Here is a 16,649-nt window from a genome sequence, read left to right on the forward strand (position 1 = left end):
ATATTGATGCGCATGGGACTCCCCGCCGGCCTTGATCCAGACCTGCTGCGCGCCTTCGCATTCATCGCGGAAGAAGGCAGCTTTACCCGTGCCGCCGAGCGGATCGGCCGCACGCAATCGGCCGTTTCCATGCAGGTGCAGCGGCTTGAGGCGACGTTGGGCCAGAAAGTGCTGCTGCGCGGCAAAGGCGGGGCAGTCCAGCTCACGCCGCATGGCCACTACCTGCTGGAGCGGTCGCGCGAGTTGCTGGCGCTGAACGACGAGATCTGGAGCACGTTCCGCGCGCCGCAGATGCACGGCACCGTCCGTCTCGGCACGCCCGACGACTATGCCTTGCGCTATCTGCCGCAGGTCCTCAGGCGCTTCGCGGATTCGCATCCGGCGATCGAGGTCGAAGTGCTCTGCGCCCCGTCCTCGGAACTCGTGGAGCGGCTGCGTGAGGGTGACCTGGACCTGTCTCTGGTCACCGAGGGGCATGGGCCGCGCAACTGGCCCGAGGTGGAGCTGTGGCGGGGGCCGCTGCGCTGGATCACCTCGGACCGGCACGCGCCACACAAGCTGGACCCGCTGCCGCTGGCGCTGGCCGCCCAGGGCTGCGCTTGGCGCCGGACCGCCCTGCGCGCCTTGGAAGGCACCGGCCGGCGGGCGCGGATCGCCTACACCTCGGCCACCCTGGCCGGCACGACCGCGCCGGTGCTGGCGGGGCTGGCGGTCACCGTCTCCACCATCGCCTGGCTGCCCGAGGGCCTGCGGCCGTTGCGGCCGGACGAGGGGTTGCCGCAACTGCCCGATACCGGGATCCTGCTGTTGAAGGGTCGCACCCCGCGCCAGCCCGTCACCGACGTGCTGGCGGCCCATATCAGCGACACGTTCCAGCAGGAAATGCGCTGGCAGGATCGGCTTTCGGCCTGACGGCCGACGGGCTCAGGCCGACGCCGCGGCCAGTGCCTCCTCCGCTTCCAGCCAGTCGGCCTCCGCCGCCTCGATGGCGCGCACGACCGCAGCCAGCCGGGTCTGAGCCGCCGTGACATCGGCGGCGCGGCCGGGCGCATACAGCCCGGGATCGGCCAGCTTCGCCTCGATCCGTTTGCGCTCGTCGGTGAGTCTTGCGATGCGCGTCTCCGCCTCCTTGGCGCGGCGGCGCAGCGGTGCGGCGGCGGCGCGGGCATCGGCGCGCTCGCGGCGTTCGTCGCGGCGGGTGGGCGCGTCCTGCCTCGCAGCCGGACGGGCGCGCTCCGCCAGCAACGCGCGATACTCGTCGAGGTCGCCGTCATAGGGCCGCACGCTCCCGTCGGCCACCAGCCATAGCCGGTCGGCCACCAGCTCGACCAGATGCGGGTCGTGGGTGATCAGCAGCACCGCGCCGGAGAAATCGGCCAGGGCACGAACCAGCGCCTCGCGGGCGTCGATGTCCAGGTGGTTGGTGGGCTCGTCGAGAATCAGCAGCTGCGGCGCGTCGCGGGTGGCCAGTGCCAGCAGCAGGCGCGCCTTCTCGCCGCCGGACAGGTTCGCCACCGGCGTGTCGGCCCGGTCGGCGTCCAGACCGAAACGGGCAAGCTGGGCGCGCACCTGCTGCGGCATGGCGCGCGGAATGGCGCGGGCCATGTGGTCCACGGGCGTTTCGGACGCGACCAGTTCGTCGGTCTGGTGCTGGGCGAAATAGCCGACCTTCAGCTTCGGCCCGCGCCGCATCTCGCCGGACAGCGGCTCCAGCTTTCCGGCGATCAGCTTGGCCAGGGTGGACTTGCCATTGCCGTTGGCGCCGAGCAGGGCAATGCGGTCGTCCATGTCGACGCGCAACGACAGGCCGCGCAACACCGGCGCGCCGCCATAGCCGACCGAGACGCGGTCCAGCGACAGGATCGGCGGCGCGATCTGCTGCGGCTCGGGGAAGGCGAACCGGGTCGGCGCGTCCTCGACCACCGCCTCGATCGCCGGCAGCTTCTCGATCGCCTTCAGCCGCGCCTGCGCCTGGCGGGCCTTGCTGGCCTTGTAGCGGAAACGGTCGACGAAGGACTGCATGTGCGCGCGCTGCTCGGCGATCTTCTCAGCCATGCTGGCCTGCTGGGCGGCGCGCTCGGTGCGGATTCGCACGAATTCATCGAAGCCGCCGGGCGTGAGAGTGATCTTGCCGCGGTCGAGGTGGGCGATGCTGTCCACGCAGCGGTCGAGCAGGCCGCGGTCGTGCGACACCACCAGCGCGGCGCCGGGGAATTTCGCCAGCCAGCTTTCGAGCCACAACGTGGCTTCGAGGTCGAGGTGGTTGGTGGGCTCGTCCAGCAACAGCAGGTCCGGCTGGGCGAACAGGGCGGTGGCCAGCGCCACGCGCATGCGCCAGCCGCCGGAGAACGAAGCAACCGGGCGGGCCTGGGCGGCGGCATCGAAGCCCAGGCCGGCCAGGATGGTGGCGGCGCGCGAGGGGGCTGAATCGGCGCCGATCGCGCGCAGCCGGTCATGCACCTCAGCCAGCCGGTGCGGGTCGGTGGCCTCGGATTCAGCTTCGGCAAGCAGCGACAGGCGTTCCGGGTCGCCTTCCAGCACCGTCTCCAGCAGGCTGGCGTCGCCGTCCGGGGCTTCCTGCTTCACCCGGCCCAGGCGCGCGCGGGAGGCCAGGCGGATCTGGCCGCCGTCGATGGCGATGTCGCCGGCAATGGCGCGCAGCAGCGTGGACTTGCCGACGCCGTTGCGGCCGACCAGGCCGATGCGCCGGCCGGGGTCGACGGCCAGGTCGGCACCATCCAGCAGAACGCGGCCGGCGATGCGGATGGTGACGTCGCTGATGGTGAGGAGGCTCATGCGCGCGATGTAGCCGCGGGCGGGCCTGCAGGGGAAGGGGCAGCCTTCCGTGGGGAGGGGTTGTCGCCCCGTTATGCGTGCTCTAAACGCCGGCGCGACCGCAACAACCGGATTAAGGGGCCGCAATGGCGACCGAGCGCACGTTTTCGATCATCAAGCCCGACGCCACGCGTCGCAACCTGACAGGCAAGATCAACGCCAAGTTCGAGGAAGCCGGCCTGCGCATCGTCGCGCAGAAGCGCCTTTGGATGACCAGGGAGCAGGCCGAGACCTTCTATGGCGTGCACCGTGAGCGCGGATTCTTCAACGACCTCGTCGCCTTCATGACCTCCGGCCCGGTGGTGGTCCAGGTTCTGGAAGGTGAGAACGCCGTGGCTCGCAACCGTGAGATCATGGGCGCCACCAACCCGGCCAATGCCGAGCCCGGCACGATCCGCAAGGAATTCGCCGAGAGCATCGAGGCGAATTCGGTGCACGGCTCCGACAGCCCGGAGAACGCGGCCACCGAGATCGCCTACTTCTTCGCCGGCACCGACCTCGTCGGTTGACCTTTCCGCCGGGGCGGCTGCCCCGGACGGCGGACGCACGAAAAGAGCGGCGGCACCAAGGTGCCGCCGCTTTGCTGTTTCGTCGGCCTGTGGCCTGAACGGCCGGGCGGAAGGTTAAAGCAGGAAGATCGCCATCAGCACCAGAATGGCCACTGCGACGATGACGGTGCCGGTGGTGAACCCGCAGAAGCTCGCCCAGACTTGCTGGCGATTTGCGACAAAGGCCTCCTCGGTCACCGGCGGGAGGTCGGACATAGGCGATTGGGCCATGGGCGCGTCTCGTTCTGCTGCAGGGGCGTTGATGGTTTCTAGGTGACGCCGGGCGGCGCAGGCAAGGGGTTGCACAGCACCGCATCGGCCGCCGGCGCCGCACCGGCATTGCCGGCGGCGAACAGACGCAGCGCCAGCGGATAGATCACATGCTCCTGCGCCAGCACCCGGGCGGCCAGGGGCGCTTCGCTGTCGCCGGGGAGGATCGGCACCGCTGCCTGCGCCAGGATCGGCCCGTCGTCCATCGTCTCGGTGACCAGGTGCACGGTGCAGCCATGCAACTTGACCCCGGCGGCCAGGGCGCGGGCATGCGTGTCCAGGCCGGGAAAGGCAGGCAGCAGGCTCGGATGGACGTTCAGCATCCGGCCCGCGTAGCGTCGCACCAGGAACGGCGTCAGCAGCCGCATGTATCCGGCCAGACAGACGATTTCCACACCGGCGCGGTCCAGCTCTTCAGCGATCGCGGCCTCGTGACCGGCGCGGTCGCCTCGGAACGGACGGTGATCCACCACGGCAGTCGGCACGCCGGCGGCGGCGGCGGTCGTGATCCCGCCCGCATCCGGGCGATTGGACAGCACCAGCACCACTTCGGCGGGGAAGGCCGGGGCGCGGGCGGCCTCCAGCAGGGCCGCCATGTTCGAACCGCGGCCGCTGATCAGCACGCCGACGCGCCGCCTCATGCGCAAGCCCTCACGCAGGCCAGCCGGCCGGCAGGTCGATACGGATGCCGGGTGCGCCTTCCCCGGCCTCGATCCGGCCGATGGTGAAGACCGTCTCGCCCTGTTCTTCGAGCAGCGCGCGGGCGGCGGCTTCGTCGCGCACCACCAGCACCATGCCCAGGCCGCAGTTGAACACGCGCAGCAGCTCGTCGGCGGCCACGCCGCCGGCGCGGGCCAGCCAGGCGAACACCGGCGGCAGCGGCCAGGCGCCGGCATCGATCACCGCACGCGTGCCCTCCGGCAGCACGCGCGGCACGTTGCCGGGCAAGCCGCCGCCGGTGATGTGCGCGGCGGCATGCAGCAACCCGGCGCGGTGCAGGGCCAGCAGCGGCTTCACGTAGATCCGGGTCGGCTCCATCAACGCCTCGCCCAGCGTCCTGCCGGCGACGAACGGCGCCGGCGCCGCCCAGCCTGCATTGCCGGCCTCGACGATGCGGCGGACCAGCGAGAAGCCGTTGGAATGCACGCCCGAGCTGGCCAACCCCAGCACCACGTCGCCGGGCGCCACGTCCTTCGGCAGCAGCGCGCCGCGCTCTGCGGCACCGACCGAGAAGCCCGCCAGGTCGTAGTCGCCTTGCCCATACATGCCCGGCATTTCCGCGGTCTCGCCGCCGACCAGGGCGCAGCCGGCGATGCGGCAGCCCTCGGCGATGCCGCCGACCACGCGGGCCGCCTGATCGACCGACAACTTGCCGGTGGCGAAATAGTCAAGGAAAAACAACGGCTCGGCACCCTGCACGACCAGGTCGTTGACGCACATCGCCACCAGGTCGATGCCGACGCCGTCATGCAGGCCGGTGTGAATGGCGATCTTCAGCTTGGTGCCCACGCCGTCGGTGGAAGACACGAGCACGGGGTCGCTGTAGCCCGCCTGCTTCAGGTCGAACAGGGCGCCGAAGCCGCCCAGCCCGCCCATGACGCCGGCGCGCGCGGTGGCGCGGGCAAGCGGCTTGATGCGGTCCACGAGTGCGTCGCCCGCCTCGATGTCGACCCCGGCCGAGCGATAGGTCATGCTGGCCATGGCAGCCCTCGGTGTATACTGGCCATGATCTATGGGACCATGGCGCGGTGGAACAATGATGCCGGCGACGGCGCGGCGGCCGAACGGCCGCGGAAAGAACCATAGCCGCCCCCCGCGCGCAACTTGCGCGTCGGGCGCGAACGCAACTTGCGCGTCGGGCGCGCGGGCACCGAGGTCGCATGCCTGACGGCACCCAGCTTCCGCGCCCGGCCGATGCCGGGGCGATCAACCTGCCCAACGCCATCACCTTCGCGCGCCTCTGCGCGGTGCCGGTGGCGGTCTGGCTGGTGCTGCACCAGGACTTCATGGCCGCGTTCTGGCTGTTCATCGCTGCCGGCGCGTCGGACGCGATCGACGGCTGGCTGGCCCGCCGGCGCGGCCCCAGCTATGTCGGCGCGCTGCTGGACCCGGTGGCGGACAAGGCGCTGCTGGTCACGATGTACGTGGCGCTGGCGGTGGTGCACGTGCTGCCGGACTGGCTGGCGATCCTGGTGGTGTTCCGCGACGTCGTGATCGTGGGCGGCGTGCTGGTGTTGTACCTGCTGGGCCAGCCGCCGGTGATGCGGCCGCTGCTCATCTCGAAGGTGAACACCGCCCTGCAGCTCTTCGTGGTGGCGGTGGCCCTGTTGCTGGCCGGCCTGGGCCAGGCTGCGCCGCGGGTCATGACGGTGCTGGTCTGGGCGGTGGTCGTCAGCACCGTAGCCTCGGGTGCGGCCTATGTGCGCAAGGCTGCCCGCACCGGATGACCGCGCCGCCCTCTCCTTTCGAACCGATGACCGGCGCGACCAGGGGGCAGCGGGTTGCGTTGCTTGCCGGGCTTCTGGTGGCGGCCTGGCTGGTGCTGCAGTTGTTCGCCTCGGTGCTGCTGCCGTTCGTGGCCGCGGCCGGCGTGGCCTATTTTCTCGACCCGCTCGCCAGCCGGCTGGACCAGGCCGGGCTGCGCCGGGCGGCGGCCGCGGGATTGCTGATCGTCGCCCTGCTGGCGCTCTGCCTGCTGTTCGCGCTGCTGCTGTATCCGCTGATCATCGCGCAGCTGGGCATCCTGCTGTCGCGGTTGCCGACCTATGTGGAGCTGGTGCGCGGCTTCGCCATAGAATCGATCGCGGCGCTGCAGCAACAGCTTGGGCCCGAGTTCGTCGACGAGAAACTGCGCGACCTCGTGGGCGGGCAGGCCGGGGCCATGCTGTCCTTCGTGGCCCTGGCGCTGCGCCAGGTGATCGGCAGCGGCTTCGCGTTGTTCAACGTGCTGACCTTGATGGTCGTGACCCCGGTGGTCGGCTTCTACCTGCTGCGCGACTGGCCGGACGTGGTGGCACGAGTCGATTCGTGGCTGCCGCGCCGTTACGCCGATACGGTGCGGGCACAGGCGCGCGAAGTGAACCGGATCCTGTCGGCATGGCTGCGCGGCCAGGCGATGTGCTGCGTGGCGCTGGCGGTGTACTATGCGGTCGCGCTGTCCGCCGTCGGGCTCGATCTCGGGCTGATCGTCGGGTTGTCGTCCGGCTTCCTGTCGTTCATCCCCTATGTCGGCAGCATCACCGGGGCGATGACCGCGATCCTGCTGGCGGTCGCGCAGTTCCCCACCTGGACCGGCGTGGCCATGGTCGCGGGGGTGTTCGTGTCCGGCCAGCTCCTCGAAGGCTACGTGATCTATCCGCGTTTCCTCGGCGACCGGGTGGAGCTGCACGCCGTCTGGGTGATCTTCTCGCTGTTCGCCGGCGGCGCGGCGTTCGGCTTCCTGGGCGTGCTGCTGGCGGTGCCGGCGGCGGCCACGATCGGTGTCTTGTGCCGCTTCTGGCTGCACCGCTACCTGGAGAGCCCGCTGTATCTCGACCCGCCGCGCCCGACCGAGGGCGATGCGCCAATGGGTGAGCCAGTCGGCGAGCCAGTGGAGACCGGGCCGTGAGTGCCGCGCGCCAGCTGCCATTGCCGTTCGACGACACGCCGCACTTCCATGCGGCGGACTTCCTGACCGACATCTCGAACGCCGAGGCGGTGGCGTGGCTGGATCGCGCCGCCGACTGGCCGCAGCGCCGGCTGGCGCTTTGGGGACCGGAAGGCAGCGGCAAGACGCATCTGCTGCATATCTGGGCGGCCCGCGCCGGTGCGGCTCTGCTCGCCGGGCCGGCCTTGCATTTCGCGCCGCCCGCGCAATCATTGGCCATCGACGATGCGGACAACGCCCCGGAGCGGGCGCTGCTGCATCTGCTGAACGCCGCGGCGGAGGCCGGTTTGCCGGTGCTCCTGGCCGGCCGCGCGCCGCCGTCCCGCTGGGGAACCGCCCTGCCCGACCTCGCGAGCCGGCTGCGCGCCGTGACCGCGGTGGAAATCCACCCGCCTGATGATGCGCTGCTGCGTATCCTGCTGGCGCGGCTGCTGGTCGAGCGGCAGGTCCCGGTGGCCGAGGCGGTGCAGGACTGGCTGCGGCTGCGGCTTCCCCGCACGGCAGCGGCCATGCGTGAGGCGGCGGCCCGGCTGGACCGCGCCGCCCTGGCCGTTGGCGGCCGGGTGACCCGCGCGCTGGCCGGGGAGGTGCTGGCCGGCATGGACCTCGACGGCGGCGATGAAGAATTCGCGCAGTTGTCGTCGGCGGCCTCCTCTCCCGCACCGCAACTCCTGTAGAATTGCTCCGGAACTCAGGACGGCAGCCATGAATATGCCCGATACTGCGATGCACGTGCCCGGCGCCGGCGGCGGGGTGATCGAGGTCGAGACGACGGCGCGGGTCTCGGCGATCACGCGCGACAGCCCGGAGCGGTTCATCAATCGCGAGTTGTCCTGGCTGGATTTCAACCACCGTGTGCTGGAGGAAGCCGAGAACCCCCGCCATCCGCTGCTGGAGCGGCTGCGCTTCGTGTCGATCAGCGCCGGCAACCTCGACGAATTCTACTCGGTGCGCGTCGCCGGCCTGATCGGGCAGGCCAAGGCCGGCGTGAGCGCGCTCTCGGCCGATGGGCGCACGCCCGCCCAGCAACTGGCCGAGGTCGAGGCGCGGGGGCGGGTGCTGATGAACGAGGAGCAGCGGGTGTGGCGGCAGCTTCGCGCCCGGCTGAAAGAGGCCGGAATCGTGGTCGCCGACCCTGATACCCTGTCGGACCAGGACCGGCTGTGGCTCGACGCCTGGTTCATGGAGCGGGTCTTCCCGGTGCTGACGCCGCTGGCGATCGACCCGGCGCACCCGTTCCCGTTCATCCCCAACATGGGGCTGGTGATGGCGCTGCGGCTGGTGCGCGACCAGGACGGACACGGCATGCGCGCGATGATTCCGCTGCCCTCGCAGATCAAGCGCTTCGTGCGCCTGCCGGCCGGTTCGCAGGCCGGCGACGCCCCGAAGGCGAGCCGGTTCGTGCTGCTGGAGCATCTGGTGAGCCTGTGCATGGACCGGCTGTTCCCGGGCTTCCGGGTGCTCGGCCAGGGCATGTTCCGCCTGATCCGCGACACCGATGTGGAGTTCGAGGAGGAGGCCGAGGACCTCGTGCGGTCCTACGAAACCGCGCTGAAGCGCCGTCGCCGCGGGGTCGCCATCCATTTGTCGATCGACGCCGGCATGCCCGAAGACCTGCGCGAACTGGTGATCGACGAGTTCGGCGCCCCGAGCCAGGAAGTCCATGTCGTCGACGGCCTGCTGGGTCTGGTGGACCTCAAGCAGCTGATCGTCGATGACCGGCCGGACCTGCTGTTCCCGCCCTACACCCCGCGCTTCCCCGAGCGCATTCGCGATTTCGGCGGCGACTGCTTTGCTGCCATCCGGGCGAAGGACATCATCGTCCATCACCCGTTCGAGAGCTTCGACGTGGTGGTGCAGTTCCTGCGCCAGGCCGCCGCCGACCCCAACGTCGTGGCGGTGAAGCAGACGCTGTACCGCACCAGCCGGGACAGCCCGATCGTCAAGGCGCTGATCGAGGCGGCGGAGGCCGGAAAGTCCGTCACCGCCATGGTGGAACTGCGGGCGCGCTTCGACGAGGAGGCCAATATCCGCCTCGCCCGGGTGATGGAAGCCGCCGGCGTGCAGGTGGTGTTCGGCTTCACCGAGTTGAAGACGCACGCCAAGCTGTCGCTGGTGGTGCGCCGCGAGGGGGCGACGATGCGCAGCTATGCGCATTTCGGCACCGGCAACTATCACCCGATCACCGCGCGCATCTACACCGACCTGAGCTTCTTCACCTGCGACCCGGACCTGACGCGCGACGCGGCCCGCCTGTTCAACTACATGACCGGCTATGCACGGCCGGAGAAGATGGACGCGCTCGCCTTCAGCCCGCTGACGTTGCGGGCGGCGCTGATGGAACTGATCGGCCGGGAGATCATGTTCGCACGCGAGGGCAAGCCCGCGCAGATCTGGCTGAAGCTCAACAGCCTGGTCGACGATATCCTGATCGACCGGCTGTACGACGCGTCCAACGCCGGCGTGAAGATCATGTGCGTGGTCCGGGGCATCTGCTGCCTGCGCCCGCACGTGCCCGGCCTGTCCGATAACATCCGGGTGAAATCGATCGTCGGGCGCTTCCTGGAGCACAGCCGGATCTGCGTTTTCGGCAATGGTCACCCCCTGCCCAGCCGCCACGCGAGGGTATACATCAGCTCCGCGGACTGGATGGCCCGCAACATGGATTGGCGCGTCGAGACGCTGGTGCCGATCCACAACCCCACGGTTCATGCCCAGGTGCTGGACCAGATCATGGTGGTCAACCTGAAGGACACGATGCAGTCGTGGGAGCTTGGGGCAGACGCCACGTGGCGGCGCGTGCCGCCGGGTCATGCCCGCAAGCGCGTGTCCGCCCACGATTATTTCATGACGAACCCTTCGTTGTCCGGGCGCGGTTCGGCACTGCATGGCCCGCTGGTGCCCGCGCCGGTGCCGCAGCTGCGCCGCCCCGATCGCCTTTCACAGGATTAGCTCGTGGTCTATTCCCCCCTGCCCGACGTGCCGCGCTGCGCGGTCGTCGATCTCGGCTCCAACTCGGTGCGCCTGGTGGTGTTCGAGGGACACAACCGTAACCCCATGCCCATCTTCAACGAGAAGGCGGTGCTGCGCCTGGGTCGCGGCCTGCAGACCACGGGGCGCCTGAACGAGGACGGCATGGCCCAGGCCCTGACCGTGATGAACCGCTACGCCGCCATCAGCCGTGCCATGGGGGCCGTTCCGTTCGAGGCGCTGGCCACCGCCGCCGTTCGCGACGCTAAGAATGGCCCCGAATTGGTCGATCTGTTGGAGCAGCGCATACCCGGCCTGCGCATCCGCGTGCTGGCGGGGGAGCAGGAGGCCGGGCTGTCGGCCGCCGGCGTGCTGTGCGGGATTCCCGATGCCGATGGGGTGCTGGCCGATATCGGCGGCGGCTCGCTGGAAATGGTGCGGCTGCGCGCCGGCACGCGCGGACAGGCCAGCACGTTGCGCCTGGGCGTGATCAGGCTGGCCGAACGCGCCGGCAACGACCTCGCGCGGGCCCGCGCCATCGCCGAATCCGAACTGGCCGCCGTGCCGTGGCTGCCCGAGGGCAGCGGGCGCGACCTTTATGCGGTCGGCGGCGCCTGGCGAGCCCTCGCGCGCATCCACATCGCGCAGACCGGCTATCCCCTGAACATGGTGCACCATTACACCATCGGCCGCGAGGAGGCCCGCGACCTCACCGGGATGATCGGCAGCGCCTCGCGCCGGATACTGGAGCGGATGCCGGGCATGTCGCGCCGGCGGATCGAGGACCTGCCCTTTGCCGCCGTGGTGCTGCGCCGGGCGCTGCGCGCCACCGGCGCGCGCCGGGTCGTGTTCAGCGCCAACGGGTTGCGCGAGGGCTGGTACATGGAGCGCGTTCCACCGGAGCACCGCGCCCAGGACCCGCTGCTGTCCGCCGGCCACGACTTCGCGCGCCGGTTCGGGCGTGACCCCAACATGCCGCCGGCCCTCCTGGCCTGGACCGACCCGCTGTTTCCCGGCGAGGCCGGCGACGCGCGGCGGCTGCGCGAAGCCGTCTGCTGGATGTCCGACATCGGCAGCCACGATCATCCCGAGTATCGCGCCGAGCAATCCTATCTGCGCATCCTGCGCCAGCCCGGTGTCGGGCTGGACCATCCCACCCGCGCCTTCCTGGCCTGGACCATCGCCGTGCGCTACGAGGCCGAACCCGATGCACCGTATCTGGCGACCGCCCGCGCGTTGCTGACGCCCGAGGCGATGCGCCGCGCGACCATCCTGGGCGTGGCGCTGCGCCTGGCCTACACGCTGTCGGCCGGCACGCCGGACCTGCTGGCGGGAACACGGCTCGATGCGAATCACCGGCTGACGCTGCGCCTCGCCGAAGGAAGCGGCGTGTTCGCAGGGGAGAGCGTGACGCGACGGCTGGACCGGCTGGCCCAGGCGCTCGGCTTGAACGCGACGACGGAGTTGGCGGCGTAAGCAGGCGCCTCCGTTACGTTCCGACCAGCCCCCTGGCAAACTCGTCAGGATCGAAGGGGCGCAGGTCGCCGGCCTGCTCGCCGACGCCCACCGCATGCACGGGCAGGCCGAATTCCTCCGCGAGCGCCACCACGATGCCGCCGCGGGCGCTGCCGTCCAGCTTGGTGACGACCAGGCCGGTGACATCGACCATTTCCTTGAACACGTTCACTTGCTGCAACGCGTTCTGGCCGGTGGTGGCATCCAGCACCAGCAGCACCGAATGCGGCGCCGCCGGGTCCTGCTTGCGCAGCACGCGGATGATCTTGCGCAGCTCTTCCATCAGGGCCGCCTTGTTGTGCAGGCGGCCGGCGGTGTCGATCAGCAGCACGTCGGCGCCCTCGGCGCGGGCGCGGGTCAGGCCGTCGAAGGCGAGGCCGGCCGCATCGGAGTTCGGCGGCGCGGTGACCACGGTGGCGTCGGTGCGCTGGCCCCAGACCTGAAGCTGCTCGACGGCGGCGGCCCGGAAGGTGTCGCCGGCGACCAGCATCGGGCGCAGGCTCTGCTCGCGGTATTGCTGGGCCAGCTTGCCAATGGTTGTGGTCTTGCCGGTGCCGTTGACGCCGACGACCAGCACCACATGCGGCTTCAGCGTGGGATCGATGGCCAGGGGCCTGGCCGCCGGGCGCAAGATGTCCGCGATCTCCTCGGCCAGGGCCTGGCGGATCTCCTGGTCGGTCACTTCCTTGCCGAAGCGGCTGCGGCGGAACGACGCGATGACGCGGGCGGCCACGGCGGTGCCGAGATCGGCAGCGATCAGCAGGTCCTCGAGCTCGGCGAGCGCGTCCTCGTCCAGCTTGCGCCTGGTGAAGACGGCGCCGATGCTTTCGCTGAGTTTCTGGGTGCTGCGCGACAGGCCCTGCTTGAGCTTGGAAAAGAACGAGCCGAGCGCCATCAGGCGGGCTCCGCCAGCAGGCCGGCGTTGGTGGCGGCCACCACGCGGGCGCGCAGCAGGGCGCCGGGGGCGGCGGCGATGCGGACAGGCGCGAAATGCTCGGTGTGGCCCGCCTCATTGGTTTCGGCGAGCACGGACGCCTCACGACCGATCTGGGCGGCATAGAAGCGGCGCGCGGCCTGCTGGCCGGCTTCGCGCAGCCTGGCCGCGCGGTCGCGGCGCACCGGCTTGGGCACCGCGGGCATGCGCGCGGCCGCGGTGCCCGGGCGTTCGCTGTAGGGGAAGACGTGCAGGTAGGGGATTTCGGCCTCCTCGACCAGCGCCAGGGTCTCGGCGAACAATTCATCGGTTTCCGTGGGGAAACCGGCGATCAGGTCGGCGCCGATGGCGATGCCGGGCCGCAGGTCGCGGGCGCGGCGGATGACGGCGATGGCGTCCGCGCGCAAGTGGCGGCGCTTCATGCGCTTCAGGATCAGGTCCGAGCCGGCCTGGATGGACAGGTGCAGATGCGGCATCAGGCGCGGCTCCTCGGCGATCAGGCGCCAAAGGTCGGCATCGATCTCGTTGGGATCGAGCGAGGAGAGGCGCAGCCGCGGCAGCTCAGGCACCAGGGCCAGCAGGCGGCGGACCATCTGGCCGAGGCTGGGCGTGCCCGGCAGGTCGGGGCCGTAGCTGGTGATGTCCACGCCGGTCAGCACTACCTCGCGGTAGCCGGATGCCACCAGCGTGCGCACCTGCTCGACCACGGCACCGATCGGCACGCTGCGGCTGGGGCCGCGGCCGAACGGGATGATGCAGAAGGTGCAGCGGTGGTCGCAGCCCTGCTGCACCTGCACGAAGGCGCGGGCACGGCCGGCGAACTCGGTGACCAGATGCGCGGCCGTTTCGCGCGCCGCCATGATGTCGGACACGGCGGAAATGGCATCGGGCGTCCAGCTTCCGGGACGCAGCTTCTCCAGGTTGCCCAGCACGCGGGTGACGCCCGGCAATGCGGCCCAGGCCTCCGGCGCAATCTGGGCGGCGCAGCCGGTGACGACGATATGCGCCTCGGGCCGTTCGCGATGGGCGCGGCGGATGGCCTGGCGGGCCTGGCGCTCGGCCTCGGCCGTGACGGCGCAGGTGTTGATGATGATGGTGTCGGTCAATGCCGCGGCGTGGTCGCGCATGACCTCGCTTTCATAGGTGTTCAGCCGGCAGCCGAAGGTGACGATATCGACGGTCATGCCGGGTAGGCACCCAGGTCGATGACGCCGCGGAAGGCGGTCGCGACGGGGCCGGTCATCAGCACATGGCCGTCGTCGCGCCATTCGATCTCCAGTTCGCCGCCGTCCACGACGACCGCGGCGCGCCGGCCGGTGAGGCCGCGGCGCGCGGCATTCACCAGGGTGGCGCAGGCGCCGGAGCCGCAGGCCAGGGTCAGGCCGGCGCCACGCTCCCACACCCGCAGGCGGATGCGGTCGGGGGCCAGGACCTGGGCGAAGCCGACATTCGCGCGGTCGGGGAAGAGCGCGGCGTGCTCCAGGCGTGGGCCGAGCGTCTCGATCGGGAGGGCGGCGACATCGGGCACGAAGAAGGTGGCGTGCGGGTTGCCCATGGAGGCGGCCGCGGGATCGGACACCGGGCCCTCGGCGAGGTCGAGATGCAGCGTGTCGGCGGGGGCGGCGAGCGGCACGTCCTGCCAGGCCAGCCGGGCCGAGCCCATGTCCACGCACACCCGGCCATCCTGCAGCACCCGCGCGGGCAGGTTGCCGGCTACGGTCTGGATCACTTGCTCACGCCGCCCGGTTTCGGCGAACAGCAGATGGGCGACGCAGCGTGTGGCGTTGCCACAGGCACCGGCCTCGCCGCCATCGGGGTTGCGGATGCGCATGAAGGCGTCGGCGTTGCTGCCGGCGGGTGGCGGCTCGATAACGATGAACTGGTCGCAGCCCACCCCGGTGCGACGATGCGCGATGCCGGCGGCGCGGGGCGGCGACAGGCCGAGCGCGCCCGCCCGCTCGTCGAACACGACGAAATCGTTCCCGCAGCCATGCATCTTGACGAAAGGCGCATCCATGCGCGTGGTTATATGTGGACCCGTGCCGCGGACAAAGCCCCGTCGCCATGGCGTCCTTGCATGGGAGGGGCTGCACGGATATAAGCCCGCCCCTCATCTGCGAGTCCGGGCCTGTAGGGCATGCCCGGCCGCGATGCCTGCGTTCATGCGGGGACTGGATCAAGAGGAGACCAAAAATGCCCAAGATGAAGACGAAGTCTTCGGTCAAGAAGCGCTTCAAGATCACCGCGACCGGCAAGGTTCTGGCCGGCCCGGGCAACAAGCGCCACGGCCTGATCAACCGCCCGCAGAAGATGAAGCGGCAGAACCGCGGCAGCCAGACGCTGACCCATGCTGACGGCCTGACCGTCAAGCAGTGGGCCCCGTACGGCTTGCGGTAAGGGAGACAAGCCATGGCACGCGTCAAGCGCGGCACGACCACCCACGCCCGCCACAAGAAGGTCCTCGACGCCTCGAAGGGCTTCGTCGGACGTTCCTCCACGAATTACCGCATCGCGCTCGAGCGGCTGGAGAAGTCGCTCCAGTATGCCTATCGCGACCGCCGGGTGAAGAAGCGCGAGTTCCGCGGCCTGTGGATCCAGCGCATCAACGCCGCGGTGCGCGAGCACGGGCTGACCTATTCGCGATTTATCGCCGGGCTGAAGACGGCCGGGATCGAGATGGACCGCAAGGTGCTGGCCGCCATCGCCTATGACGATCCCGCCAGCTTCGGCGAGATCGTGAAGAAGGTGCAGGCCGCCCTGGCCTGATCGTTCCGACCCCGCCGCTCGGCCGGGATACGCGATCAAACTGCAAAGGGCTGCCCGCGCCGGGCAGCCCTTTTTCGCATGCAGGACATGATGAACGACGATCTTCTCGCCCTGAAAGCCGATACGGACGCGGCACTGGCCGCCGCCGAGGACCTGCGCGCGTGGGACGCTGTCCGCGTCGGCGTGCTGGGCAAGAACGGCACCCTGACGCAACAGTTGAAAGAGCTGGGCAAGGTTTCGCCCGAGCAGCGGCGCGAACGTGGCGCCGCGCTGAACCGGCTGAAGGATGAGCTGGCCTCGGCGATCGACGCCCGCCGCGCCGCGCTGGAGGCTGCCGCCCTGGACGCGCAGCTGGCAGCCGAGCGCATGGACGTGACGCTGCCGCCCCGCCCCGTGGTGCCCGGCCTGGTCCATCCGATCAGCCGCACCATCGAGGAGATGGCCGCCATCTTCGGCGCCATGGGCTTCGGTATCGCCGAAGGGCCGGACGTGGAAGACGACTGGCGCAATTTCGGCGCGCTCAACATTCCCGCGCATCACTCGGCGCGCGAGGACATGGATACGTTCTATCTGCCGGGGACGGACGCGCAGGGGCGCCGGAGGGTCCTGCGCACCCACACGTCGCCGGTGCAGGTGCGCACCATGACCAGTCAGGAGCCGCCGCTGCGCGTGATCGTGCCCGGGCGCACCTATCGCGCCGACCACGACGCCACGCATAGCCCCATGTTCCACCAGGTGGAGGGGCTGGCGATCGACCGCAACCTGACGCTGGGGCACCTGAAGGGCTGCCTCATCGACTTCCTGCGCGCGTTCTTCGGCATCTCCAATCTGCCGGTGCGGTTCCGGTCCAGCTATTTCCCGTTCACCGAGCCGAGCATGGAAGTGGATATCGGCTGGAACCGGAAAACCGGCGAACTGGGCGGCGGCGGCGACTGGCTGGAGATCCTGGGCAGCGGCATGGTGCACGCGAAGGTGCTGGCCAATTGCGGGATCGACCCGCGGGAGTGGCAGGGTTTCGCCTTCGGCATGGGCATCGAGCGCGTGACCATGCTGAAGCACGGCATCCCCGACCTGCGCCCGTTCTACGAAAGCGACATACGCTGGCTGCGCCATTACGGCTTCAACCCGTTGGCCCCCGCCATGCTGCACGAGGGGCTGTGACGCC

The 16,649-nt window shown here is 70.2% G+C and carries 17 protein-coding genes; 10 read left to right on the plus strand and 7 right to left on the minus strand.

Features of this window, described 5'->3' with window-relative positions; genetic code table 11:
- The first annotated feature begins 12 nt into the window (after window positions 1-12).
- Window positions 13-912, plus strand: coding sequence for a LysR substrate-binding domain-containing protein (locus OL599_RS01085; protein ID WP_264711738.1), 900 nt, complete (start codon window positions 13-15; stop codon window positions 910-912).
- A 12-nt stretch (window positions 913-924) separates the two neighbouring features.
- Here OL599_RS01085 and OL599_RS01090 read toward each other — a convergent pair whose 3' ends face one another.
- A complete protein-coding gene (locus OL599_RS01090) occupies window positions 925-2,796 on the minus strand; it encodes an ABC-F family ATP-binding cassette domain-containing protein (RefSeq protein WP_264711739.1) in 1,872 nt (623 codons plus the stop codon).
- Between the two features lie 125 nt (window positions 2,797-2,921).
- Between OL599_RS01090 and ndk the strand changes: the two genes are divergently transcribed.
- A complete protein-coding gene (gene ndk, locus OL599_RS01095; protein WP_264711740.1) occupies window positions 2,922-3,344 on the plus strand; it encodes a nucleoside-diphosphate kinase in 423 nt (140 codons plus the stop codon).
- A 114-nt stretch (window positions 3,345-3,458) separates the two neighbouring features.
- On the opposite strand, the gene OL599_RS01100 is transcribed toward ndk, so the two are convergent.
- Genes OL599_RS01100 through purM form a run of 3 tightly spaced genes read right to left on the minus strand, consistent with a single transcriptional unit; the run spans window position 3,459 to window position 5,354 of the window.
- Window positions 3,459-3,614 (minus strand): hypothetical protein, encoded by a 156-nt coding sequence (locus OL599_RS01100; RefSeq protein WP_264711741.1) that lies wholly within the window; start codon window positions 3,612-3,614, stop codon window positions 3,459-3,461.
- A gap of 38 nt (window positions 3,615-3,652) precedes the next feature.
- Window positions 3,653-4,294 carry a phosphoribosylglycinamide formyltransferase gene (gene purN / locus OL599_RS01105; RefSeq protein WP_264711742.1) on the minus strand — a complete coding sequence of 214 codons (642 nt, stop codon included), beginning with the start codon at window positions 4,292-4,294 and terminating at the stop codon, window positions 3,653-3,655.
- Between the two features lie 10 nt (window positions 4,295-4,304).
- Window positions 4,305-5,354 carry a phosphoribosylformylglycinamidine cyclo-ligase gene (gene purM, locus OL599_RS01110; protein ID WP_264711743.1) on the minus strand — a complete coding sequence of 350 codons (1,050 nt, stop codon included), beginning with the start codon at window positions 5,352-5,354 and terminating at the stop codon, window positions 4,305-4,307.
- A gap of 179 nt (window positions 5,355-5,533) precedes the next feature.
- On the opposite strand from purM, the gene OL599_RS01115 reads away from it, so the two are divergent.
- From OL599_RS01115 to OL599_RS01135, 5 genes are read left to right on the plus strand one after another with little or no spacing between them, the layout of a single operon-like run.
- Window positions 5,534-6,100, plus strand: coding sequence for a CDP-alcohol phosphatidyltransferase family protein (locus OL599_RS01115; RefSeq protein ID WP_264711744.1), 567 nt, complete (start codon window positions 5,534-5,536; stop codon window positions 6,098-6,100).
- Between the two features lie 26 nt (window positions 6,101-6,126).
- Window positions 6,127-7,260, plus strand: a complete 1,134-nt coding sequence (locus tag OL599_RS01120) for an AI-2E family transporter (RefSeq protein ID WP_264711745.1) — start codon at window positions 6,127-6,129, stop codon at window positions 7,258-7,260.
- A complete protein-coding gene (locus OL599_RS01125) occupies window positions 7,257-7,976 on the plus strand; it encodes a P-loop NTPase family protein (protein WP_264711746.1) in 720 nt (239 codons plus the stop codon). Before OL599_RS01120 ends, OL599_RS01125 begins: the two co-directional genes overlap by 4 nt.
- 28 nt (window positions 7,977-8,004) lie before the next feature.
- Window positions 8,005-10,251, plus strand: coding sequence for an RNA degradosome polyphosphate kinase (locus tag OL599_RS01130; RefSeq protein WP_264711747.1), 2,247 nt, complete (start codon window positions 8,005-8,007; stop codon window positions 10,249-10,251).
- Window positions 10,252-10,254: 3 nt separating this feature from the next.
- Window positions 10,255-11,745: a Ppx/GppA phosphatase family protein gene (locus tag OL599_RS01135; protein ID WP_264711749.1), complete on the plus strand. Its 1,491-nt coding sequence runs from the start codon at window positions 10,255-10,257 to the stop codon at window positions 11,743-11,745.
- A 13-nt stretch (window positions 11,746-11,758) separates the two neighbouring features.
- On the opposite strand, the gene ftsY is transcribed toward OL599_RS01135, so the two are convergent.
- From ftsY to dapF, 3 genes are read right to left on the minus strand one after another with little or no spacing between them, the layout of a single operon-like run.
- Entirely contained in the window at window positions 11,759-12,679 is a 921-nt protein-coding gene (gene ftsY / locus OL599_RS01140; protein WP_264711750.1) for a signal recognition particle-docking protein FtsY, read from the minus strand.
- Window positions 12,679-13,902 (minus strand): tRNA (N(6)-L-threonylcarbamoyladenosine(37)-C(2))-methylthiotransferase MtaB, encoded by a 1,224-nt coding sequence (mtaB, locus tag OL599_RS01145; protein WP_264711751.1) that lies wholly within the window; start codon window positions 13,900-13,902, stop codon window positions 12,679-12,681. The genes ftsY and mtaB overlap by 1 nt, the downstream gene beginning before the upstream one ends.
- Complete coding sequence (dapF, locus tag OL599_RS01150; protein WP_264711752.1) at window positions 13,899-14,735, minus strand: diaminopimelate epimerase; 837 nt, start codon at window positions 14,733-14,735, stop codon at window positions 13,899-13,901. Before dapF ends, mtaB begins: the two co-directional genes overlap by 4 nt.
- 176 nt (window positions 14,736-14,911) lie before the next feature.
- Between dapF and rpmI the strand changes: the two genes are divergently transcribed.
- The 3 genes from rpmI to pheS all read left to right on the plus strand — a co-directional run bounded on the left by rpmI (window position 14,912) and on the right by pheS (window position 16,645).
- A complete protein-coding gene (rpmI, locus tag OL599_RS01155; RefSeq protein ID WP_264711753.1) occupies window positions 14,912-15,115 on the plus strand; it encodes a 50S ribosomal protein L35 in 204 nt (67 codons plus the stop codon).
- 12 nt (window positions 15,116-15,127) lie between these two features.
- The gene (gene rplT, locus OL599_RS01160) at window positions 15,128-15,484 is read left to right on the plus strand and encodes a 50S ribosomal protein L20 (RefSeq protein WP_264711754.1); all 357 of its coding nucleotides are present in this window, start codon (window positions 15,128-15,130) and stop codon (window positions 15,482-15,484) included.
- Between the two features lie 90 nt (window positions 15,485-15,574).
- Window positions 15,575-16,645, plus strand: coding sequence for a phenylalanine--tRNA ligase subunit alpha (gene pheS / locus OL599_RS01165; protein ID WP_264711755.1), 1,071 nt, complete (start codon window positions 15,575-15,577; stop codon window positions 16,643-16,645).
- Window positions 16,646-16,649 lie beyond the last annotated feature (4 nt).

Source organism: Limobrevibacterium gyesilva (assembly GCF_025989185.1).
Lineage (GTDB): Bacteria > Pseudomonadota > Alphaproteobacteria > Acetobacterales > Acetobacteraceae > Limobrevibacterium > Limobrevibacterium gyesilva.